This is a genomic window from Streptomyces sp. NPDC086554 (assembly GCF_040686095.1).
Lineage (GTDB): Bacteria > Actinomycetota > Actinomycetes > Streptomycetales > Streptomycetaceae > Streptomyces.
Window position 1 is genome coordinate 343533 of the sequence record NZ_JBFBJK010000005.1, and the last position, 22037, is coordinate 365569.

General features: G+C 69.0%; 23 protein-coding genes and 1 pseudogene. 7 read left to right on the top strand and 17 right to left on the bottom strand.

Features of this window, described 5'->3' with window-relative positions:
• Positions 1 to 19: 19 nt before the first annotated feature.
• Both AB0O76_RS11070 and AB0O76_RS11075 read left to right on the top strand, forming a co-directional pair.
• Positions 20 to 1342, top strand: a complete 1323-nt coding sequence (locus tag AB0O76_RS11070; protein ID WP_365487835.1) for a 3-oxoacyl-ACP reductase — start codon at positions 20 to 22, stop codon at positions 1340 to 1342.
• 57 nt (positions 1343 to 1399) lie between these two features.
• On the top strand, positions 1400 to 2245 hold the full coding sequence (locus AB0O76_RS11075) for a MaoC family dehydratase (RefSeq protein WP_365487838.1): 846 nt from the start codon (positions 1400 to 1402) through the stop codon (positions 2243 to 2245).
• On the opposite strand, the gene AB0O76_RS11080 is transcribed toward AB0O76_RS11075, so the two are convergent.
• The 9 genes from AB0O76_RS11080 to AB0O76_RS11120 form a co-directional block, all read right to left on the bottom strand.
• Complete coding sequence (locus tag AB0O76_RS11080) at positions 2231 to 2848, bottom strand: TetR/AcrR family transcriptional regulator (RefSeq protein WP_365488088.1); 618 nt, start codon at positions 2846 to 2848, stop codon at positions 2231 to 2233. The two genes, AB0O76_RS11075 and AB0O76_RS11080, sit on opposite strands and share 15 nt — an antisense overlap.
• 207 nt (positions 2849 to 3055) lie before the next feature.
• Positions 3056 to 4417: a dicarboxylate/amino acid:cation symporter gene (locus AB0O76_RS11085; protein WP_365487841.1), complete on the bottom strand. Its 1362-nt coding sequence runs from the start codon at positions 4415 to 4417 to the stop codon at positions 3056 to 3058.
• Positions 4418 to 4846: 429 nt separating this feature from the next.
• Positions 4847 to 5137, bottom strand: a complete 291-nt coding sequence (locus AB0O76_RS11090) for a DUF4229 domain-containing protein (RefSeq protein WP_365487844.1) — start codon at positions 5135 to 5137, stop codon at positions 4847 to 4849.
• A gap of 94 nt (positions 5138 to 5231) precedes the next feature.
• Positions 5232 to 5756, bottom strand: a complete 525-nt coding sequence (locus AB0O76_RS11095) for a GNAT family N-acetyltransferase (RefSeq protein ID WP_365487847.1) — start codon at positions 5754 to 5756, stop codon at positions 5232 to 5234.
• Positions 5757 to 5899: 143 nt separating this feature from the next.
• Positions 5900 to 7063, bottom strand: coding sequence for an aminofutalosine synthase MqnE (mqnE, locus tag AB0O76_RS11100; protein ID WP_365487850.1), 1164 nt, complete (start codon positions 7061 to 7063; stop codon positions 5900 to 5902).
• Between the two features lie 54 nt (positions 7064 to 7117).
• Positions 7118 to 7573, bottom strand: a complete 456-nt coding sequence (locus AB0O76_RS11105) for an Lrp/AsnC family transcriptional regulator (protein ID WP_190117749.1) — start codon at positions 7571 to 7573, stop codon at positions 7118 to 7120.
• 106 nt (positions 7574 to 7679) lie between these two features.
• Positions 7680 to 8360: a UbiX family flavin prenyltransferase gene (locus tag AB0O76_RS11110; protein WP_365487853.1), complete on the bottom strand. Its 681-nt coding sequence runs from the start codon at positions 8358 to 8360 to the stop codon at positions 7680 to 7682.
• A gap of 9 nt (positions 8361 to 8369) precedes the next feature.
• A complete protein-coding gene (mqnP, locus tag AB0O76_RS11115; RefSeq protein WP_365487856.1) occupies positions 8370 to 9293 on the bottom strand; it encodes a menaquinone biosynthesis prenyltransferase MqnP in 924 nt (307 codons plus the stop codon).
• Complete coding sequence (locus AB0O76_RS11120) at positions 9294 to 10745, bottom strand: menaquinone biosynthesis decarboxylase (protein WP_365487859.1); 1452 nt, start codon at positions 10743 to 10745, stop codon at positions 9294 to 9296. It abuts the gene before it with no gap.
• Between the two features lie 71 nt (positions 10746 to 10816).
• Here AB0O76_RS11120 and AB0O76_RS11125 point away from each other — a divergent pair, with 71 nt between their 5' ends.
• Both AB0O76_RS11125 and AB0O76_RS11130 read left to right on the top strand, forming a co-directional pair.
• On the top strand, positions 10817 to 11143 hold the full coding sequence (locus AB0O76_RS11125; protein WP_365487862.1) for a PLD nuclease N-terminal domain-containing protein: 327 nt from the start codon (positions 10817 to 10819) through the stop codon (positions 11141 to 11143).
• A gap of 15 nt (positions 11144 to 11158) precedes the next feature.
• Positions 11159 to 12070: a LysR family transcriptional regulator gene (locus AB0O76_RS11130; protein WP_365487865.1), complete on the top strand. Its 912-nt coding sequence runs from the start codon at positions 11159 to 11161 to the stop codon at positions 12068 to 12070.
• Here AB0O76_RS11130 and AB0O76_RS11135 read toward each other — a convergent pair.
• Positions 12015 to 12932, bottom strand: a complete 918-nt coding sequence (locus tag AB0O76_RS11135) for a DMT family transporter (protein WP_365487868.1) — start codon at positions 12930 to 12932, stop codon at positions 12015 to 12017. The two genes, AB0O76_RS11130 and AB0O76_RS11135, sit on opposite strands and share 56 nt — an antisense overlap.
• Positions 12933 to 13038: 106 nt before the next feature.
• Here AB0O76_RS11135 and AB0O76_RS11140 point away from each other — a divergent pair, with 106 nt between their 5' ends.
• The 3 genes from AB0O76_RS11140 to AB0O76_RS11150 all read left to right on the top strand — a co-directional run bounded on the left by AB0O76_RS11140 (position 13039) and on the right by AB0O76_RS11150 (position 15634).
• Positions 13039 to 13503, top strand: a complete 465-nt coding sequence (locus AB0O76_RS11140) for a nucleoside deaminase (protein WP_365487871.1) — start codon at positions 13039 to 13041, stop codon at positions 13501 to 13503.
• Between the two features lie 94 nt (positions 13504 to 13597).
• Complete coding sequence (locus AB0O76_RS11145; protein ID WP_365487872.1) at positions 13598 to 14590, top strand: phospholipase; 993 nt, start codon at positions 13598 to 13600, stop codon at positions 14588 to 14590.
• 36 nt (positions 14591 to 14626) lie between these two features.
• Positions 14627 to 15634: a 2-oxoglutarate and iron-dependent oxygenase domain-containing protein gene (locus AB0O76_RS11150; protein ID WP_365487874.1), complete on the top strand. Its 1008-nt coding sequence runs from the start codon at positions 14627 to 14629 to the stop codon at positions 15632 to 15634.
• Here the strand turns inward: AB0O76_RS11150 and AB0O76_RS11155 are convergent.
• The 7 genes and pseudogenes from AB0O76_RS11155 to AB0O76_RS11185 form a co-directional block, all read right to left on the bottom strand.
• A pseudogene (locus AB0O76_RS11155) lies at positions 15618 to 16001 on the bottom strand (SRPBCC domain-containing protein); the annotation flags it as partial. The gene AB0O76_RS11150 and the pseudogene AB0O76_RS11155 overlap by 17 nt on opposite strands.
• 72 nt (positions 16002 to 16073) lie before the next feature.
• Positions 16074 to 16997 carry a CU044_5270 family protein gene (locus tag AB0O76_RS11160; protein ID WP_365487877.1) on the bottom strand — a complete coding sequence of 308 codons (924 nt, stop codon included), beginning with the start codon at positions 16995 to 16997 and terminating at the stop codon, positions 16074 to 16076.
• Complete coding sequence (locus AB0O76_RS11165) at positions 16994 to 17587, bottom strand: RNA polymerase sigma factor (protein ID WP_365487880.1); 594 nt, start codon at positions 17585 to 17587, stop codon at positions 16994 to 16996. The genes AB0O76_RS11160 and AB0O76_RS11165 overlap by 4 nt, the downstream gene beginning before the upstream one ends.
• A gap of 128 nt (positions 17588 to 17715) precedes the next feature.
• Positions 17716 to 18822 (bottom strand): c-type cytochrome biogenesis protein CcsB, encoded by a 1107-nt coding sequence (ccsB, locus tag AB0O76_RS11170; RefSeq protein ID WP_365487883.1) that lies wholly within the window; start codon positions 18820 to 18822, stop codon positions 17716 to 17718.
• Positions 18819 to 20609 carry a cytochrome c biogenesis protein ResB gene (locus AB0O76_RS11175; RefSeq protein ID WP_365487886.1) on the bottom strand — a complete coding sequence of 597 codons (1791 nt, stop codon included), beginning with the start codon at positions 20607 to 20609 and terminating at the stop codon, positions 18819 to 18821. The genes ccsB and AB0O76_RS11175 overlap by 4 nt, the downstream gene beginning before the upstream one ends.
• A gap of 3 nt (positions 20610 to 20612) precedes the next feature.
• A complete protein-coding gene (locus AB0O76_RS11180; protein WP_365487889.1) occupies positions 20613 to 21380 on the bottom strand; it encodes a cytochrome c biogenesis protein CcdA in 768 nt (255 codons plus the stop codon).
• A gap of 10 nt (positions 21381 to 21390) precedes the next feature.
• Positions 21391 to 22020, bottom strand: coding sequence for a TlpA disulfide reductase family protein (locus tag AB0O76_RS11185; protein WP_365487892.1), 630 nt, complete (start codon positions 22018 to 22020; stop codon positions 21391 to 21393).
• Between the last annotated feature and the right edge of the window lie 17 nt (positions 22021 to 22037).

Below are 22037 nucleotides of genomic sequence, written 5' to 3' on the forward strand. Positions count from 1 at the left end.
CCGAGCTGGGAGTTGGACAATGGCCGACCGCTATCTGAACTTCACGGGCACCGCACCCGGCCGCTTCCTCACCCGCAGGCTCGGCCTCCCCCAGCCGGCGCCACTGCGCCGCTGGTCAGCCGAACACCCCACGCTGGAGGGCGAGTTGCTGCACCTGACGGCAGGGGATTCCATCCACACCCCGGCCCTGGCGGAGATCCTGGCCCGTACCGGCCTGAAGGAAGTCACCGCGACCGACGCCCGGCGCCCCGCGGCGGTCGTTCTCGACGCGACGGCCCTTTCGGACACTCCGGGCCTGGCCCAGGTCCACGCGGCGCTGCACCCCGTCGTGCGCCAGGTGGCGGACAACGGCCGCATCGTCGTCATCGGAGCGCCGGTCTCGCCCTCCGACCACCACCAGGCGGCAGCGCAACAAGCGTTGGAGGGCTTTGTACGGTCGCTGGGCAAGGAACTGGGGAAGGGCCGCACCGCGACCCTCATCCGTATCCGCTCGGCGTCGGCGGCGGAGTCGCCCCTCCGTTTCCTTCTCTCGCCGCGGTCGGCGTATGTCAGCGGGCAGGTGATCGAGATCGGGGACGCGGAGCCCGCCCCCTGCGACTGGGACCGCCCGCTGGCCGGGCGTACGGCGCTGGTCACGGGTGCGGCGCGGGGTATCGGCGAGGCGGTGGCGGAGGTCCTCGCCAGGGACGGGGCGCATGTCGTCGTACTCGATGTGCCGTCCGCGCAAGGGGAGTTGGTGCGGGTGGCGGACCGGCTCGGCGGGACTGCGCTGCCGCTGGACATCACGAAGGACGACGCGGGCGAACGCATCGCGGCGGCGGTGTCCGCCGGGGGCGGCCTTGACGTACTGATCCACAACGCGGGCATCACGCGGGACCGGAAGCTGGCGAACATGGCGGCGGACCGCTGGGATCCGGTCCTCGACGTCAACCTCACGAGTGTGCTGCGCACGACGGACGCGCTGCTGTCTTCAGGGACGCTGAAGCGGGGCGGGAGCGTAGTCGCCACGGCGTCGATCGCCGGGATCGCGGGGAACGTGGGGCAGACGAATTACGCCGCCAGCAAGGCGGGGATCATCGGCCTGGTGCGCGCCTTGGCCCCGCGGGCTTTTGCGGAGTACGGCGTGACGGTGAACGCGGTGGCACCCGGGTTCATCGAGACGAAGATGACGGCGGCGGTTCCTCTCCTCATCCGGGAGGCGGGGCGCCGCATGAACTCCCTTGCGCAGGGGGGTCTTCCGGTGGACGTGGCGGAGACGACGGCGTGGCTGTGCGGGGGCGCCTCCGGCGGGGTGAACGGCCAGGTGATCCGGGTCTGCGGGCAGTCCCTGCTGGGTGCGTGAACAAGCATTTCCCACCCACCCGCCCACCCGCCCGTTAACCAGCAGACAAGGACCCCCATGCTCGCCCCCCAACTACTACGCGGCGCCCTCCTCTCCCCCCTCAAGCGCCCCCGCCCCGACGCACCCCTCGACACCACCCCCCGAACCCTCCCCGCAGCCCGCCCCGACCCCCGCCACCTCACCCGCTACTCGGAGCTCTGCGGGTACGGCGACGCCCATAACGCCGCGCTCCCCCTCACGTATCCGCACATCCTCGGCTTTCCCCCCGCCATGAGGATCATGACCGCCCGGGACTTCCCGCTTCCCGTGCTCGGCCTCGTCCACACCTCCATCGAGATCACACAGGAGCGGCCCCTCAGCCCCACCGAGGAGCTCGAAATCGGCGTACACGCGGCCAAGTTGAGCCCCCACCGCCGCGGCACCGAAGCCACTGTCGTCACCGAGGCGCGCGCCTCGGACGGGGCGGTCGTCTGGACGTCAAGCAGCACCTACCTCGCCCGGCACAAGACCAACCGGCACAAGACCAGCAGCACGCCGAGCACGGTCCGGCCCCCGGCCGACACCCCGCCCCTCCCCGCGCGAGCCGAATGGCAGCTCCCCCCAGACCTCGGCCGCCGCTACGGCGCCGCCACGGGCGACCGCAACCCCATCCACCTGTACGCGCTGACCGCCCGCGCCCTCGGCTTCCCCCGAGCCATCGCCCACGGCATGTGGACGGTCGCCCGCTGCCTCGCCGAGCGGCGGGAGCACGACACCCCGGGCCCGGTCCACGTACGCGCCGAGTTCAAGGCCCCCGTACTTCTCCCCGGCACCGTCGTCTACGCCGCCGAAGGCCCCGCCTTCGAACTACGCTCCCCCGCCGGGGCCGTCCACCTCACCGGCACGGCGCTACCCCCCGGCTGACCACCGGCGCCCCTCCATCAGATCCCCGAGCCCCGCCCAGGCAAAGTTCATCAGCGTCGCCGCGGCCTCCTTCGCGGAGACGGAGGCGTCTTCGTTGGCCCAGCCGGCCAGCGACTCCGCCGCGCCCACCAACGCCTGGGCGAGCCCCGCCACTTCGCGCTCGGCCAGGGCAGGATTCCTGTGCGCCTCCCGCGCCGCCTCCGCGATCAGGGACGTCACGAACGCCAGGATCTCCTCGCGCATGACGGCGACTTCGGCCGCGAACGGCTCCCCCTGCGTCCGCGCCTGGTTGTGCAGGACCACCCACGCGTCGGGCCGCTCGGCGGTGTGCGTGAAGAAGGCATGCAGCCCGGACCACAGCTGCCGGTCGGCGGGCCCGCCGCCGCTCACCCCGCGCCGCACGGCGGCGACAAGCGCCGCCGCCTCCCGCCGGATGCACGCCGTGAACAGCTCTTCCTTGGAGTTCAGATAGAGATAGACGAGCGGCTTCGAGACCCCGGCGACCTCCGCGATCTCGTCCATGGACGCGGCACGGTAGCCACGCTGCCCGAAGATCCGCACGGCGGCGTCCAGCATCTGCTGCTCACGCACCGCCCGCGGCATCCGCTTCTGCCGCTTCCCGGCCGTCGCTCCGGGAACGCTGTCCCCTCCGGCCACCCCGGCCTTCACTTCGCCCACCCCCGGCCGCCCGCCTTCCACACAACTTGTGCACAGACGGCCCAGCCTACGGTCAGCCCCCGACGACCACCGCGCCCCGCCCCCGGAAAGATCCGGGAACGGGGCGCGGCAGAGGGAACGAGCCGGGGAAGATCAGGCGGCGGCGGGAACCGCCCGCGGCTCGTCGGCCCCGTCGAACGAGTCGAGCGGCGATGCCGACGCGTTCTCGTAGGCCTCGCGGTCGAGGATCTTCTCGCGGGCGGCGACGATCACCGGCACGACGGCCTGACCGGCCACGTTGGTGGCGGTGCGCATCATGTCGAGGACCGGGTCGATGGCGAGCAGCAGACCGACGCCCTCCATCGGGAGGCCCAGCGTCGACAGGGTCAGGGTCAGCATGACCGTGGCGCCCGTCAGACCGGCGGTGGCGGCGGAGCCGACGACCGACACGAAGGCGATGAGCAGGTACTCCTTGATGCCCATGTTCACGTCGAAGATCTGCGCGACGAAGATCGCGGCGATCGCCGGGTAGATCGCGGCGCAGCCGTCCATCTTGGTCGTGGCGCCGAAGGGTACGGCGAAGGAGGTGTACTCCTTCGGGACGCCGAGGCGCTCGGTGACCTTCTGGGTGACCGGCATGGTGCCGACCGAGGAGCGGGAGACGAAGGCCAGCTGGATCGCGGGCCAGGCGCCCTTGAAGAACTGCAGCGGGTTGACCTTGGCGACGAACGCGAGCAGCAGCGGGTAGACGCCGAACATCACCAGGGCGCAGCCGATGTAGATGTCGGCGGTGAACGTCGCGTACTTGGAGATCAGGTCCCAGCCGTAGTCGGCGATGGCGAAGCCGATGAGGCCGATGGTGCCGATCGGGGAGAGCTTGATGACCCACCACAGGGCCTTCTGGAGGAGGGCGAGCACGGACTCACTCAGGTCCAGGATGGGCTGCGCCTTGTCACCGATCTTCAGTACGGCGATACCGGCGACGGCGGCCATGAAGACGATCTGCAGGACGTTGAGGTCGGTGAACGGCGTGACGACGTCCGTCGGGATGATCCCGGTCAGGAAGTCGATCCAGGAACCCGCTTCGTCCGGCTTGGCGCCGTCCTTCGGGGTGAGTCCGGTGCCGGCGCCGGGGTTCGTGATGAGGCCGATCGCGAGGCCGATGACGACCGCGATCAGCGAGGTGATCATGAACCAGACCAGCGTCTGCGAGGCGAGCCGCGCCGCGTTGTTGACCTTACGCAGGTTGGTGATCGAGACCAGGATGGCGAAGAAGACGAGCGGGGCGACCGCGAGCTTCAGCAGCCCGATGAAGGTGCCGCCCACCTTGTCCAGGGTGGTGACCAGCCAGGAGACGTCCTGGCTGCGGGCGAGCCAGCCGAGCAGGACGCCGATGACCAGACCGCCGAGGATCTGGGCCCAGAAGGGCACCTTGAGGAACTTGGGTATCCGGAAGCCGGACTTGGGCTTCGCGTCCGGCTGGTCGCCGGTCGATACGGGGGAGTTCGCGGACACGGACACACTCCGGGTAATGGCAGGGGACGTGAGGGAGCGGCGACCGCGAGGGGTCAGACGGAACGGCCGTAACGGCGCCGCTGCAATGCAGATGTCACTTGGTGCTTGTCGCTCGCGCTGTTCTCGCTCGCGCTGTTCAACGACGGCAACGACAGGCCGCGGACATGCAGCGGCAGAGATCGACATGCAGGCGCGCCACGAGCGGAACGCTCATGGGGACGTGGGGCGCGGCTGCTGTCTTCATGTCGAACACGCTAACACTCAAACTTTGGGAACATCAAAGGTCTTGTTTGAGGTAAAGGCGGCCAATCAGAGGCTGACCGGCCCCCAAAACGCACAAAACCCCGGTACTGGAGCGGATCGCTCCGGTACCGGGGCCGAGATCTGTGTGACGAACCTTACGGGGGCCTTACGCGGTCTTACGAGGCCTCACGACTGCGCGCGGGCCGCGTCGTCGGCGAGGTCCTCCTGCGTGCGGTTCGCCTCGAGGTTGGCCTTGGTCCGCTCCACGCGCTCGACGACCTGGATCGAGGCCCGGTCACGCTCCTTGCGCAGCACCACGAAGCTGATGGGCGCGGAGACGACGAGGGCGAGCAGCAGCACCCAGAGGAGGTTGGAGTCCCCGAGACCCTTGGGCAGGACCCCGGCAAAGACAAGTCCCCAGACCGCGAAAAAGCAGCCCACGAAGATCCCGAGGCGCATCAGCGTGTAGCGGAGCATGTCAATCCACTCTTCCGTTCCGAAATGGGCCCGAGTAGGACGAGCCCCTCCAGTGAAGCACGGGAGGGGTCGCGCCCGGCAAGGGGGTGAGCCCTCAGCCGAGCGGCAGCAGCATCGTGATGTCGTCGCGGTCGTCGCCGGGGGCGACCCGGATGGCGCCGGGCACCCGCCCGACCTCCTTGTATCCGCAGGACTCGTAGAAGCGGTCGACTCCGGTGCCGCCCCGGCAGGTCAGCCGGATCGCATCGATGCCGTCGATCCCCCGGGCGGCGTCGGCCGCGGCGGCCATCAGATCCCGCCCGTAGCCCTTGCCCTGATGCTTGGGGTGCACCATCACCACGTACAGCCAGATCCAGTGCTTCATCAGGCGGTGCGTGTTGTAGGCGAGGAACGCGGTCGCGGCGACGGCGCCGTCCTCGTCGTACCCGACGAGCAGCCGGGTCTCCCCCTGACTCAGCTGGGCCAGGCGCTTGAGCCACTCGGGGCGTATGTCCTCGACCGTCACGGGCGGTACGAAACCGACCGCGCCGCCGGCGTTGGACACATCGGCCCAGAGCGCGAGCACGCCGTCGCGGAGGGCGGGGTCGATCTCCGGGTCCAGACGGAAGGTAAGAGTCATAGGGCGAGAGTAACCATTACCACCACCTCGCCTCAACCACATTCCGCATCCCGGACGGACACAGCCCGGACGACGCATCCCGGACGACGCAGCGAGCCCCGGCCTTGGAGGCCGGGGCTCGCGCACGGTGCACTGCGGCGGGGTCAGACCCGCATCGCCTGCGGGGTCTCACGGAGCGACAGGTCGGGCCCCTCGTACTCACGGATCGCCTCGTAGCGCGTGTTGCGCTCCACGGGGCGGAAGCCCGCCTCGCGGATGAGGTCGAGGAGGTCCTCGCGCGTCAGCTTGTTCGGGGTGCCGAAGTCGTCCGCGTCATGCGTGATCTTGTACTCGACGACCGAGCCGTCCATGTCGTCCGCGCCGTGCTGCAGGGCGAGTTGCGTGGTGTGCAGCCCGTGCATGACCCAGAAGACCTTGACGTGCGGGACGTTGTCGAAGAGCAGCCGCGAGACCGCGAAGGTCTTCAGGGCCTCGGCGCCGGACGCCATGGTGGTCCGCGCCTGGAGGCGGTTGCGGACCTTGCCGTCCTTCATGTCCACGAAGTCGTGCTGATAGCGCAGCGGGATGAAGACCTGGAAGCCGTTCGTCTCGTCCTGGAGTTCACGCAGCCGCAGCACGTGGTCGACGCGGTGGCGGGGCTCCTCGATGTGGCCGTACAGCATCGTGCACGGGGTCTTCAGACCCTTCTCGTGCGCGAGGCGGTGGATGCGCGACCAGTCCTCCCAGTGGGTGCGGTGGTCGACGATGTGCTGGCGGACCTCCCAGTCGAAGATCTCCGCGCCGCCGCCGGTGAGCGACTCAAGGCCCGCCTCGATCAGCTCGTCCAGGATGTCGGAGGCCGACATGCCGGAGATCGTCTCGAAGTGGTGGATCTCCGTGGCCGTGAAGGCCTTCAGGGAGACGCTCGGGAGCGCCTTCTTGAGCTCGCTCAGCGAACGCGGGTAGTACCGCCACGGCAGGTTCGGGTGCAGGCCGTTGACGATGTGCAGCTCGGTGAGGTTCTCGCCCTCCATCGCCTTGGCGAGGCGGACGGCCTCCTCGATGCGCATCGTGTACGCGTCCTTCTCGCCCGGCTTGCGCTGGAACGAGCAGTAGGCGCAGGAAGCGGTGCACACGTTCGTCATGTTGAGGTGACGGTTGACGTTGAAGTGCACGACGTCGCCGTTCTTGCGCGTGCGCACCTCGTGGGCGAGACCGCCGAGCCAGGCCAGATCGTCCGACTCGTAAAGCGCGATGCCGTCCTCGCGGGACAGCCGCTCACCCGCCCGGACCTTCTCCTCGAGCTCGCGCTTGAGTCCCGCGTCCATACCTCTGGCCGCCTCTCCGATGTCTACGTAAATCAGGCCTCGCCCACGGTACGCCTAGACCTCTTCGGGCAGCTCCCCGACCCGGTTCTCCCACTTCGTGGAGAGCACGATCGTCGTACGCGTCCTGGAGACGCCCTTCGTGCCGCTCAGCCTGCGGATCGTCTTCTCCAGGCCGTCCACGTCACTGGCCCTGACCTTGAGCATGTACGAGTCGTCGCCCGCGATGAACCAGCAGTCCTCGATCTCGTGCAGGTCCTTCAGGCGGCGCGCCACGTCCTCGTGGTCGGCGGCGTCCGAGAGCGAGATGCCGATGAGGGCGATGACGCCGAGGCCCAGCGATGCCGAGTCGACGGTCGCGCGGTAACCGGTGATGACACCAGCCGCCTCCAGGCGGTTGATCCGGTCCGTGACGCTGGGGCCGGAGAGACCGACGAGGCGGCCGAGTTCGGCGTACGAAGCCCTGCCGTTCTCCCGCAGTGCCTGGATGAGCTGCCTGTCCACGGCGTCCATAGGTGCGATGCCTTTCATTATTCAGCGATACCGCGAGTCTATGTGTTGAATCTAAGGCGTAACAGGGTCAACACCCTGTGAATCTTTCTCAAGAAGCCGCAGGCAGCTAAGAAGCGGTAGCACGGGAAGCGCCTCCTAGCTCCCCTTCCCACCGGCGGTACAGCGTGTGCGGCACTCCCGCCGCATCAAGCACCCGCCCGGCGACGAAGTCCACCAGGTCCTGGATGTGCGTCGCCCCCGCGTAGAACGCCGGAGAGGCGGGCAGCACGACCGCGCCCGCCTCGTCCAGGCTCACCAAGTGCTTCAGCGTCGGCCCGTTCAGCGGCGTCTCGCGTACGCAGACGACCAGCTGCCGCCCTTCCTTGAGCGTCACGCTCGCCGACCGCTGCAGCAGGTCCTTCGAGAGGCCGAGCGCCACCCCCGCCACGCACGCCGTGGACGCGGGCACGATCAGCATTCCCTTGGTCGCGTACGACCCCGACGAGGGGCCCGCCGCGAGATCACCGGGCGCCCAGTACCGCACGTCGTCCACCGGCACGTCGAACGTCCCCGGCTTCCCTTCGGCGCCACGGCCCAGCCACTCGTGCAGATCGTCACGCCAGTGCGCGTCCCGGAAGGCGATGCCCGTCTCGTCGAGCAGCGTCAGGCGCGAGGCCCGCGAGACGACGAGGTCCACGCTCTCCCCGGCCGCAAGGAGCGCGCGCAGCACGGCTGCGGCATACGGGGTCCCCGAGGCGCCGGACACCCCCACGATCCAAGGCTTACGCTGCGTATCTCCTGGGTTCACACTGTGAGCCTAGACGGTGAGACCACGCACCAGCAGATCGAGCAGCGCGCAGAGGAACAGCGCGATGCCGATGAAGCCGTTGACCTGGAAGAAGGCGCGGTTGAGCCGGGACAGGTCATGAGGCTTCACGATGGAATGCTCGTAGACGAACGCGCCGGCGACGACCGCGAGCCCCAGCCAGAAGAACGTCCCCGCGTCGGTGGACGCCGCGTACCAGACGAGCAGGACCGTGGTCACCAGATGGCAGCCGCGCGCACCCCAGATGGCGGCCGGGATGCCGAAGCGCGCGGGCACCGAGAGCACGCCCACCTCGCGGTCCGTCTCCACGTCCTGGCAGGCGTAGATCAGGTCGAAGCCGCCGATCCACACGCCGACCGCGAGCCCGAGGATCACCGCCTGCCCCGACCACTCCCCCGTGACCGCGATCCAGGCGCCGACCGGGCCCATCGCCTGCGCGAAGCCGAGGATCGCCTGCGGGAAGTTCGTGAACCGCTTGCCGTACGGATAGACCACCATCGGGATCACCGCGATCGGCGCGAGCGCCAGGCACAGCGGGTTGAGCAGCGCAGCCGAGCCGAGGAACACGACGAGCGCTATCAGTGCGCCGGTCCACGCGGACTTCACCGACACCGCGCCCGTGACGAGTTCACGGTGGGCGGTGCGCGGATTGCGGGCGTCGATCTCGCGGTCGATGATCCGGTTCGCCGCCATGGCGAACGTCCGCAGGCCGACCATGCAGATGGTCACCAGGAGCAGCCGCCCCCAGTGGATGTTCTCGTCCCACTGGTACATCGCGGTCAGGGACGCGATGTACGCGAAGGGCAGCGCGAAGACCGAGTGCTCGATCATGACGAGGCGCAGGAAGGCCTTGACCTTGCCGGGCGGCGCGGGCTCCGGGCCGAAGAGATCCGGGGTTGCTGAATCAGCACTCATCTAGAGCCCGTACTCCTTCCAGCGGCGGTCGACCTTCGACGCCGTCTCCGGGTCGGACTCGACCATGTTGGGCCAGCCCCCGTCCCGTACGTATCCCTCTTCGGGCAGCTTCTTCGTCGCGTCGATGCCCGCCTTGCCGCCCCAGAACTGCTGGTAGGAGGCGTGGTCGAGATGGTCGACGGGACCTTCGGCCACCGTCAGGTCGCGCGCGTAATCGGTGTTGCCGAGCGCGCGCCAGGACACTTCGTGCAGGTCATGGACGTCGCAATCCTTGTCCACGACCACGATCAGCTTGGTCAGCGACATCATGTGCGCACCCCAGATGGCGTGCATGACCTTCTGCGCGTGCTTCGGGTACTTCTTGTCGATCGAGACGATCGCGCAGTTGTGGAAGCCGCCGGACTCGGGCAGGTGGTAGTCCACGATGTCCGGGACGATCACCTTGAGGAGGGGAAGGAAGAACCTCTCCGTCGCGCGGCCGAGCGGGCCGTCCTCCGTCGGCGGGCGGCCGACCACGATCGACTGGAGCAGCGGACGCTTCCGCATCGTCACGCAGTCGATCTTCAGGGCGGGGAAGTCCTCCTGCGGCGTGTAGAACCCGGTGTGGTCGCCGAAGGGACCTTCCGGGAGCATCTCGCCGGGCTCCAGCCAGCCCTCGATGACGACCTCGGCGTTCGCGGGCACCTGGAGCGGGACCGTCTTGCAGTCGACCATCTCGACACGCTTGCCCTGGATGAACCCGGCCAGCATGTACTCGTCCATGTCACCGGGCAGCGGCGCGGTCGACGCGTACGTGACAGCCGGCGGGCAGCCGAAGGCGATCGCGACCGGCAGCTTCTCGCCCCTGCGGGCGGCCACCTGGTAGTGGTTGCGGCTGTCCTTGTGGATCTGCCAGTGCATGCCGATGGTGCGCTTGTCGTGGCGCTGCAGGCGGTACAGACCGAGGTTGCGTATGCCGGTGTCCGGGTCCTTGGTGTGGGTCAGGCCCAGGTTGAAGAAGGAGCCGCCGTCCTCGGGCCAGGTGAAGAGCGCGGGCAGCTGCTCCAGGTCGACGTCGTCGCCGGTGAGGACCACTTCCTGTACGGGAGCGTCCTTCACCTTCTTCGGCGGTACGTGCGTCATGGCGCCGAGCTTCCCGAACGCCTCCCGGATTCCGACGAACCCGTGCGGCAGCTCCGGCTTGAGCAGGCCGCCGATCTTGTCGCTGATCTCGCTGTACGACTTCAGGCCGAGCGCCTTCAGGAGGCGGCGGTCCGTCCCGTACACGTTCATGGCCAGGGGCATCGCCGAGCCCTTGACGTTCTCGAAGAGAAGCGCGGGGCCGCCGGACTTCTGCACCCGGTCGGTGATCTCGCCGACCTCCAGATACGGGTCGACCTCGGCCTTGATGCGCTTGAGATCGCCCTCGCGCTCCAGAGCCCGGAGCAGGGAGCGAAGATCGTCATAAGCCATGCGTTCCAGTATCGGTCACCGGCTACCCTGGCCCCGTCACCGGGGCCCTGACACCGCCCTACCTTCGTCCCTTGGGGAATCGCGCAACCATGCTCAGGTATCTGCCGTTCCTGCTGGTCCTCGCGGTGTGGATCTACGCCTTCATCGATGTCCTGAACACTCCGGAGAAGGAGGTCAGGCATCTGCCGAAGGTGGTGTGGGTCATCATCGTGCTGCTCTTCGGCGAGGTGCTCCTCGGGCCGATCGCCTGGTTCGTCACCGGCAAGGTGCGCAACGCTCCGGGCGGCGGCGGTTCCGTACGCGGCGGGCGCGGCGGGCAGTGGGTGGCGCCGGACGACAACCCCGAGTTCCTGAAGTCCCTGCGGGACGAGGACCCGGACGAGAAGAAGAAGGACTAGGGGCAGCGAGGGCTGATGGAACTGCGGCTGCTGATCACCTTCGAGAAAGTCGCGACCGTCCTGAGCTTCACGCAGGCCGCCGCCGAGCTGAAGTACGCCCAGTCCAGCGTCACCAGCCAGATCCGCTCCCTGGAGTCCTCGCTCGGCGCCGAGCTCTTCGACCGGCTCGGCAGCCGGATCCGCCTCACGGCCGCGGGCGAACGCCTTCTGCCGTACGCGCGGCAGATCATCGAGCTGGCGGACGAGGCGCGGGCGGCGGTCGTCGACGCCGGTGAGCCGAGCGGCGCGATCGCAGTCGGCACGATGGAGTCGCTGACCTCCTACCGGCTTCCGCCGCTCCTTGAGCTCTTCCACCACCGCTACCCGAAGGTGCAGCTCTCGCTGCGCCCCACCCTCGGCGACGAGACGCGGCAGGCGCTGCGGCAGGGAACGTACGACGTCGGATTCCTGATGGAGCGGGAGACCACGCACCAGGGCCTGGAGACCGAGGTGCTCGCTCAGGAGCCGCTGGTGCTCGTCTGCTCGCCGACGCATCCGCTGGCCGCGCACGGGGCGGACTCGCTCGCCACGGGCGACCTGGCGGCGGTCCAGTTGGTCGGCACGGAGCCCGGCTGTCCGTACCGCGACCTCTTCGAGGACGAGCTGCGCGAGCGGAACGGCGCGCCGCCGCCCTTCATGGAGTTCGGCACGATCGAGGCCACCAAGCGGGGTGTCGCCGGTGGCCTCGGGGTGGCGCTGCTTCCGCGGATGGCGGTGCGGGACGAGCTGGCCTCGGGGGTGCTCGTCGCACTGCCGTGGGAGCCGCCGTTCGTCCTGCACACGCAGTTGGCGTGGCGGTCGGGGAAGCGGCTCCCCGCCCACGTGCGACTCTTCATCGAGCAGTCGGTGCGGCTGGTGCGGGAGCAGGCCGCTGAGCCGGTGAACTGACCACGGTCCTCGACGACTTGGCGCGGTTGATCTGCAGGCTCGCGAGCACGATCAGCGGGACGCCGAGCGCCTGGACGAGCCCGATGTGGTGCCCGTAGACGGCCCAGTCGGCGACCATCGCGACCGCCGGGTAGGTGAACGCGAGCACCGCGATCTTGGCGGTGGGGAGCTTGGCGTACGCCGCGTACATCAGGACGTACATCAGACCGGTGTGGATGACGCCGAGCCCGACGAGCCAGCCCCATCCGGCGCCCGTGCCGCTCATCGCGCCGAAGTCGGCGAAGGGCAGCAACAGCGGGATGCCCACGAGGACTTGGACGAGGGCGATGAGGTGGGGGCGGACGCCGGTGATGCGCTTGGTGACGAGCGTGGAAAGGCCGTAGAGAAGGGCCGCGAGGAGCGCGAAGCCGATGCCTGCGAGCGAGCCGAGATCGCCGGGGCGTACGCCGGAGACGAGCACGAGGCCCGCGAACGCGGCTCCCAGCCAGCCTAGTTGATGCTTCGTCAGGCGCTCGCGGAAGATGAGGGCGCTCATGAGCACCAGCAGGAACGGCTGTGTGTGATAGACGACGGTGGCCAGGGAGATCGAGGTGGCCTCGTACGCCTTGAACAGGAACACCCAGTTGAAGACGATGAACGCCCCGCCGAGCGCGGCGAGTCCGAGCTTCTTCGGGGTGAGGCCGTGGTTCTTGAAGTAGCCGCGGGCGGCTGCGTACGCCCCGAGGGCGAGGGCGCCGAAGAGGACGCGGAAGAAGACGACGTTGAAGGCCGAAGCGCCGGACTCGACGACGAAGATCCCGAGGGTGCCGGAGAGCACCATCGCGGCGGTGAGCTGGGCCGTGCCCTTGTTCTCTGAGGTCATGCCCATGAAGCTACGAGCGGGCGTAGGTGCTGGTCCACGCGCCAGTGGGGCGTCCTGCCGATGGGGCCATCGGCGGGGACGATGGGTCCCGATGAAAGGTGTGCACATGGACCAGGCCCCGATGGACAAGGCGCAGGCCCGCGCATGGCTCGCGACCGCCGTCGAGGAGGCCCGGCAGGGGCTCGCGGAGGGCGGCATCCCGATCGGCGCCGCGCTCTACGGCGCCGACGGCACGCTGCTCGGGCGCGGGCACAATCGGCGCGTCCAGGACGGCGATCCGTCCATGCACGCGGAGACGTCGGCGTTCCGCGATGCCGGACGGCAGCGTACGTATCGAGGCACGACGATGGTGACCACCCTCTCGCCCTGCTGGTACTGCAGCGGTCTGGTGCGGCAGTTCGGGATCTCGCGGGTCGTGGTGGGCGAGGCGGAGACGTTCCACGGCGGGCACGACTGGCTGGCCGAGCACGGCGTGGAGATCGTCGTCCTCGACGATCCGGAGTGCGCGACGATGATGAAGGAGTTCATCGCGGCGCGTCCACAGTTGTGGAACGAGGACATCGGCGAGTAGCGGTCGTGTACGGAGCGCAGCCGACGACTACCCGCGGGTAACTTGACGTACGGTGAAGCTGCACTCAGCCCAGGCAACAGATAGGACCGTCCTCATGGCCGCCCCCCGCCGCCTTCGCTCCGTACTGCTACCGCTGGCCCTGGTCGTCTCCGCGGCCACCCTGGGCACCGGAGCCGCCATGGCCGCACCGGAGGGCGAGCCGTCGCAGGCCGCGCCGAGCACCGCCGAGCAGCGCCCCACCTGGGCCATCGCCCACCGGGTGCTGACCACGGGCGGAGTGACCACGGCGCTCGGGAACGGGGCCAACGCGCTGGAGATCGACGCCACGGCCTGGAAGCAGGGTTGGTGGGCGGACCACGACGGCACCCTCACCAGCGCCGGGGACACCATGTCGGACATGTTCGACCAGGTGGCCAAGGAGCACGACGCCGGGCGGCACGTCTCCTTCGTCTGGCTGGACATGAAGAACCCCGACTGGTGCGACAGCGCCGACCCCGAGTGGCGCCACTGCTCCGTGGCCGCGCTGCGGGACATGGCGCGCGAGAAGCTGGAGAGCAGGGGCATCCGGGTGCTGTACGGCTTCTACGGCAAGGAGGGCGGCAGCGGCTGGAAGAACGCCCTCGGCGCCCTGAACTCCAAGGAAGCGGTCAGCTACAGCGGCGCCTACGCCGACGTCCGTGACGGCTTCGCCGAGCACGGGCCGAACGTCCCCGGCAACCAGCGCGTGATGGACAACGGCCTGTTCAACATGGCCCTGAAGTTCGGCACCATCCGCCAGGAGCTGGAGGCCGCGAGGAAGCCCCGGGACGCCGGAGAGCTCGCGCAGACCGTCGGCTGGACGGTGGGCAAGGGCGACGGGGAGCGCGCCGCCACCCTGCTCGACGCGTCCGACGGGAGCGCCGCCGTCGACAGCCTGATCTACGGCAACCGGATGTCGTGCTACCCGGACGGCGTCAGCGGTCTGAAGGGCTGCGGCACCGACGACAGCGGGGTGCGGGAGTCACTGTCGTACATCACGGACTACGTGAAGGCCCACCCCGACACCCGCCGCATGGCAGGACCGGAGGACATCCCCTTCGGCAGCTGACCCTCCGGACGCCGCCACCGGAGGAGAGTGGTCACCATGACGACCTCCTCCGGAGAACCCGCCAGGGACGAGCCCCGTATCCCCACCATCGATCTGCGGCCGTGGCTCACGGGCGACCCGGCGGCCCGCGCCGCCGTCGCGCGGACCGTCGACCGCGCGCTGCAGACGGCCGGGTTCCTGCTGGTCACCGGCCACGGCGTGGACCCGTCGCTGTGTACCCGGATCCGCGCGGCGGCCCGCGCGTTCTTCGTGCTGCCCGCTTCGGCCAAGAAGCCCTACGCCGCGAAGGTCGGCGGCCGCGGCTGGCTCGGCCCCGGCGCCGAGGCCAACGCCTACTCGGAGGGCACCGAGACGCCGCCCGACCTGAAGGAGTCCCTGACCTTCGCGACCGACCGCCCCTTCGACGACCCGGCCATCAACGCCGAGTGGTACGAGCCGAACGTCTGGCCCGCGGAGGCCGGCGAGCTCAAGACGCTGTGCGCGGACTACCTGGCCCGGATGGAGGAGCTGACCAACCGGCTCCTGACCCTGCTCGGTGAGGCGCTCGGTGAGGAACCCGACTTCTTCACCCGGCACATGAGCCACCCCACGTACGGCTTCAACATCAACTGGTATCCGGGCACGCACGTCGTCGGCACGGTCACCATCCTCGACCGGCAGTCGGGCAACGGCGGCCTTCAGGTCTTCACCGACGAGGGCGGCTGGGAGGACGCGCCGTACGACCCGGACGCCTTCACCATCAACATCGGGGATCTGATGGCCCGTTGGACCGGCGACCGCTGGCGCTCAGGCCGCCACCGGGTCCTGCCGCCCCCGGCCGACGCACCGGCGGGCGAAGCTGGACTCGATCACGGTGGACTGATCACTGGCTGTCGCCGTGTGCTGATCACTCGCTTTCGCGGTACATCTCCCGCAGCTCGCGCCAGCGGTCCAGGCTCCACGTCGACCAGTCCTTCGGGTGCCCGTCGAGCGCGTCGACGAGGAACTCGAAGTGGTTGTGCCAGCCGGCCAGGCAGTCGAGGCGCAGCTCGTCGTCGCCGGTGAACTCGTTGGTGAAGCGGACGGTCGTGCCGGTCTTCCCGTCGGCGGGCTCCAGGTGGAAGCGGCAGCGTCCGTGCAGGTCGATCGTGTACTCCGCGACGTGTTCGAGGTCCCAGGCGGTGATGTGCCCGGAGTGGCTCGCCGCCTCGCCCCCGTTGAGCCAGCGCAGCGTGACCGCGCCGCCGAGCCGGGGTTCAAGCACGTCGGCGGCGGCCAGCCACCCCGGAAGTCCCTCCGGCGTCGCGACCGCCGCCCAGACCTCCTCCACAGGGTGGGGAAGGTGGATCTCGAAGTGCAGGTGCTGGGTCGGCCCCCCGGCACCTGTGGAGCCCTCCGTCCGGCTTGTGCCCTGCCCGATCGTCGCGTTCATGGCACAAGCCTGGCCCGGTACGTCCCGTTCCGCACCCCCTGCGACTGCTTACGGGACCACTGACGGGACTGCTTACGGGCGCTGGCCCGCCTTGTCGACGACCGTGCGCTCCAGGACCGCGTTGCGGCCGATCACGTCACCCTTCTTCGCGTACGGCAGATCCTCGACCGCGACCTGCCGCTCCCCGAGGAACTGCTTCGTCTCCTTGTCGAAGATCAGCTCCTGACGCTCCCCCTGGTCCTCGCGGGCGATGGCGATGCCGTGCCGCCCCTCGGCGTCCACCGCGTCGTCGAGCAGCTTGACGCCGGGGATCTTCGAAGCCGCGAGGTAGAGCGCGGCCGCCTGCTTGGGCGGCATCAGCGACTCGTACGAGAGGTCGCCGACGAGCACGAAGGTGGCCTGGTCCTCGCTGGAGCTGCCGTCGCTCTCCTTGTGGAGCCAGTCCAGCATGTTGACGGGGTCGGTCGGCAACTTCTCCAGGTTGCGGTAGTTGGTGTCGGACGGCATGGGCGGCCCCTCCGCCTTCAGGACCTCGTGGTTGAAGCCGTTGGCGGGCTCGTGCAGCAGGTCGTCGTGCTTGCCGTCCACCGAGAGCCAGAACTCACGCGGGTGCACGGGATCGAGCTTGGCGGGCTTGCCCTCCTCCACCTCCGAGTAGCCTCCCTTGCTCTTGATGTACACGTACTGGTCGTCGCGGATGTCCTTGGGCACGGGCTGCTTCTTCGCCGCCGCGGCAATGTCCTCCAACATCTGCACGGTCTCCTCCGACGGCGCGGCCTGCGCCGACTGGCCGCCGAACGGCGAGGCGACGAGCAGGCCCGCCGCGACGGACGCGACGACCGCTCCCGCGACGAGCGCGGGGCGGAACCAGCGCTTGGAGGTCTTCTTCGGCGAAACCGCGGACGCGGCCTCGCTCTGCCGGATCTCGGTCAACAGGTGCTCCCTGAGCAGGTGATGACGGCCCGGCGGAAGGTCGCGCTCGGGAAATTCACTCATCGGTTTCCCTCCCTGATGGGCCTGACCACGGTGGTGCGGTCACCTCTCATCTGTCCGCGCCCGGAAGGCGGTTCCATATGTTTCGCGAGTTTTGTACGGGCCCTGGAGAGCCGGGAGCGCACGGTACCGACCGGGATGCCGAGCGCATCGGCGGCCGCGGCGTAGCCGAGCCCCGACCACACGCACAGGGCGAGCACCTCACGCTCGGGACGGCGCAGGGCGTTCAGCGCCTTGCGTACGAGGGCGAGCTGCTCCTTGTCGTCGATGCGCTCGGCGACCTCGTCGGCGAAGTCCGCGACGGTCTCGTCGCGCGGCAGCCGTGCGACGGCCGCCGCGTGCCGCCGGGTCGCGCGCCGCGCGTTGCGCGTCACGTTCGTCGCGACGCCCAGTAACCAGGGCCGCAGCGAACCGCCGTCCTCGTCGACCCTGCCGCGCAGCCGCCACGCCTCCAGGAAGGTCAGCGATACGGCGTCCTCGGCCGCCGACCAGTCGCCGGTCAGCCGGTAGGCGTGGTTGTAGACGGAGCGCGCGTACGCGTCGAAGAGCTCACCGAAGGCGTCCGCGTCACCGTCCCTGATGCGGACGCGCAAGGCTCTCCGGTGTGCCTGAGGTTCCCCCTGATTCATCTCCACGCCCCTTATCTGTCCGTACGACAGAGGCCGGTTCCCGTGACCTGGGTCACGGGAACCGGCCTCTGGAGGCAGCAGCGGTACGGGGTTCAGACCCCGGCGTACGAGTGCTTGCCGGTGACGAAGATGTTCACGCCGTAGTAGTTGAACAGCCAGCAGCCGAAGGCGATCAGGGCCAGGTAGGCAGCCTTGCGGCCCTTCCATCCGGCCGTCGCGCGGGCGTGCAGGTAGCAGGCGTAGGCGACCCAGGTGATGAAGGACCAGACCTCCTTGGGGTCCCAGCCCCAGTAGCGGCCCCACGCGTCGCCCGCCCAGATCGCGCCCGCGATGATCGTGAACGTCCACAGCGGGAAGACGGCGGCGTTCACGCGGTAGGAGAACTTGTCGAGGCTGGCCGCGGCGGGCAGCCGCTCCAGGACGGAGGTCGCGAAGCGGCCGGGCCGACCGCCGTTCGCGAGCTTGTTCTCGTAGGAGTCGCGGAAGAGGTAAAGGATCGTCCCGACGCCCGCCAGGTAGAACGTCGCGCCGCAGAAGATCGCGGTGGAGACGTGGATCCACAGCCAGTACGAGTGAAGGGCGGGAACCAACTGGTCGCTGGCGGTGTACAAGACAGTGACGGCGAGACCGAGATCGAGGAGGACCGTGGTGATCAGCGGAAGCCCGAGCCAGCCCACGTTCTTCTTCAGGGCGAGCAGTGCGAGGTACACACCGACGGCCATGGTGGAGAAGGTGATGTTGAACTCGTACATGTTGCCCCAGGGGGCCCGCTGCACCGACAGCGCGCGGGTGAGCACACCGCCGAACTCCACGAGGAAGGCGAGCACGGTCAGGGACACGGCGATACGGCCGTAGAGATCACCCTTCTCGTCACCGGCCGCCGCACCGGGACCGTCCGGCACATCGCGCGATCCGCTCACGGACCGGGTGACGACCTTGGGGGCCGTCTTCGGCCGCTCCAGGACGGCGGTGCCGCCCGTGGCCTTGACGGTGACCGCGGGCGCCGTGGCGGCGGCGTCGGTCTCGGCGGTCAGCGCGGCGGCCGTGCGGCCGACCTTGCTGCGGCTGCCGAAGATCCACTCTGCCATGTGCGCGAAGAAGGCAAGGAGGTAGACGGCCATCGCGGAGTAGATCAGCACATTGCTGATGTTCGCGAGGTTCTCATTCGGTTCGGCGGCGAGGGTGGTGGCGAGATTCACTTCTCGGCCCCTTCTGCGGGAACAACATCGGGGGTGGGGTCGGCCGGGTCAGGTGCGCTGGGCGCCTTCTCATGAAGGTGTGCGGCGAGGTCGGCCAGCTCTTCGGGCAGCTTCGCGGACTCGCTGCGGCCGAGCCCGGCCATCTCGACGACGGTGACACCGTCGGCACCCCGCACGGCCCGCACCCACACGCGGCGGCGCTGGATGAACAGCGACATGGCGAGCCCGACGATGGCGGAGACCGCCCCGACGAGCGCCCACATGCTGCCGGGCTGCTGGGAGATCTGGAAGGTGGCCCAGTGCTTGATGTCCTTCTCGAAGGTGATCGAGCCCGCGCCGTTCGGGAGCTTCATCGTCTCGCCGGGCCTGATCCGCTGCTTGAGCAGCTCGCCCTTGGAGTCCTCGAACTTCGTCATCTTGCTGGTGTCCAGCTGGTACACGTTCTGCGGCAGACCCGAGTCGACGCCGAGGCTTCCGTGGTACGCGGACAGCGCGAGCACGGGATAGTCGAGCGCGGGGAACTGGGAGAACATGTTGCCCTGGCCGGAGCCCGCGAACGTCGGCACGAAGAAGGCGTTGAAGCCGAGCTGCTCCTTCTTGCCGTTCTTGTCGCGGTAGCCGTCGAGCACCTTGATGGCGCCGGTGGCGGTGCCGTTCGAGTCGATGGGAAGCAGCGGCACGGACGCCTTGTAGACGACCTTGCCCTTGCCGTCGCGGACGGTGACGGTCGGCGCGTAGCCCTGGCCGATGAGGTAGACCTTCGAGCCGTCGACCTCGAGCGGCTTGTTGACCTCGATCGCCTGCTTCTTCTCCGGACCGTCGGCGCCCTCGGTGTAGGTGACGTTCGCCCGGTAGGTGCGGGCGGTGCCGCGCTCGGGGCCCGACCGCTCGAACGACGACTCGAAGCTGTCCAGCTTGAAGCTGAACGGCGCGAGCTCGTCGGTGTCGAAGAGGCTGCCGGACTTGAAGTTGTCGTACTGGGTGAGGGTGTTGGAGAACCCGTCGCCCTGGACGACGAGCTTGCCGCCCTCGGACTTGAACAGCGCGCCGACGGCGAAGGCGACCAGGAGCACGATCAGCGAGATGTGGAAGAAGAGGTTGCCGGCCTCGCGCAGATAGCCCTTCTCCGCGGCGACGGAAGCACCGGCGGCACCCTGCCCGCCCGTGGTGTGCGCGCGGAAGCGGCGCCCCTTGAGGAGCGTCAGGGCGGCCTCGTGCACCTGCTCGGGCTCGGCATCGGTGCGCCAGGTGGTGAACGCGGGCAGCCGGTCGAGACGCTTGGGGGCGCCCGGCGGGCGGCCGCGCAGCTGGCCGATGAACTGCCAGGTGCGGGGCACGATGCAGCCGATGAGGGAGACGAAGAGCAGGATGTAGATCGCCGAGAACCACACGGAGCTGTAGACGTCGAACAGCTGGAACTTCTCGTAGATCGGCGCGAGCGTGGTGTGCGCCTTCTTGAAGTCCTGGACCTTCAGCTCGTCGATGCTGGTCTGCGGGATCAGCGAGCCGGGGATCGCGCCGAGCGAGAGCAGCAGGAGCAGAAGGAGCGCGACCCGCATGGAGGTCAGCTGCCGCCACATCCAGCGCACCCAGCCGACGACTTCGCGGCCCGCCCAGGCCAGCCAGCCGGCGGCGCCGGGCGCCCGTTTCCCGCCGAAGGAGCCGGGGATCACCCGGTCCACGGGGGCGGTGGACAGCTGGGCGCCCGCGGCTCCCAGGTCCTGCGAGCTGTCGTCCGTGGCCTTGCCGTCGTCGGTGGCCTCGGTGTTCGTCTTGGTGTCGCTCATGGATCAGATCCCCACCGTGTAGCCGTTCGACCAGACCTGCATCTGCTGCACGATGCCGTCCCACACGCCGGTGAGGAGGAGCAGTCCGGTCGCGATCATCATGATGCCGCCGATGCGCATCACCCAGACGTAATGCTTCTTCACCCAGCTGAACGCGCCGAGCGCCTTGCGGAAGGCGATGGCGGCGAGGATGAACGGGACGCCGAGCCCCAGGCAGTACGCGACGCTCAGTATGGCCCCGCGGCCCGCGCTCGCCTGGTCCAGGGCCAGGGTGTTGACGGAGGTGAGGGTCGGCCCGACGCAGGGCGCCCAGCCGACGGCGAACAGCGCGCCCAGTATCGGGGCGCCCGCGAGCCCGGCGGCGGGCTTCTTGTGGAAGCGGAACTCGCGCTGGGACAGCCAGGGCATGAGCCCCATGAAGAAGATGCCGAGGACGATCATCAGGGCGCCGAGCACCTTGGTGATGACGTCCTGGTAGTCCTGCAGATTCTGTCCCGCGTAGCCGAAGAGCGCGCCGGTGGAGACGAAGACGGCGGTGAAGCCGAGCACGAAGAGACCGGCCCCGGCGGCCATCCGCCCCCGCTTGGCCTCCGCGAGATCGGTGCCGCCGACCCCGGTGACGTACGAGAGATAGCCCGGCACGAGCGGCAGTACGCACGGCGAGAAGAAGGAGACAAGACCCCCGAGGAGGGCGACGGGCAGCGCAAGGAGGAGCGCCCCGTTCATCACGGTCTGGTTGGGTTCGCCGACGGCGGCGGCAAGATGAGACATCACGAGGACATCACTTCTCCGCGATCAGCGGGTCGATCATCTTGCGCAGCTTCTTCTCGTTCAGCGGCTGCTGCGAGCGCGCCGCGACCTGCCCGTCCCGGTCGATGACGATCGTGGAGGGAATGTAGTTCGGGTTGAGCGTGCCCTTGGGGAAGCGGAGCATCAGCTTGCCCATCGGGTCGTGCAGGCTCGGGTAGGGGACCTTGTAGTCCTTCTCGAAGGCGAGCGCGGGGCCTTTGTCGTTGTCGCGGGTGTTGATCCCGACGAACTGCACGCCCTCGTCCTCGGTGTCCTTGGCGACCTTCACGAAGTTCGGCGCCTCGGCCCGGCAGGGCGGGCACCAAGAACCCCAGACGTTGAGGACGACGACCTTGCCCTTGTAGTCGTCGAGGCTCAGCTTCTCGCCTTCCAGGGTCTTGCCCTCGATCTTCGGGCCGTCCTGGCGCTCCCGCTTGTCGAGGGTGGCGATGCCGTCGGAGCCGGCCACGAAGTTGGTGTTGCCCGAGCCTCCCGACGTACCGCCGGAGCCGCAGGCCGACAGGGTCAGCGCGGCGACCGCGGCCCCAGCGCCCAGAAGGGCGGCGCGGCTGCGGCTACGACTGCGGTTCGTGCTGTGGGGGGCGCGGCAGGCGGCACTCATGTGAAAAGTTTCGCATG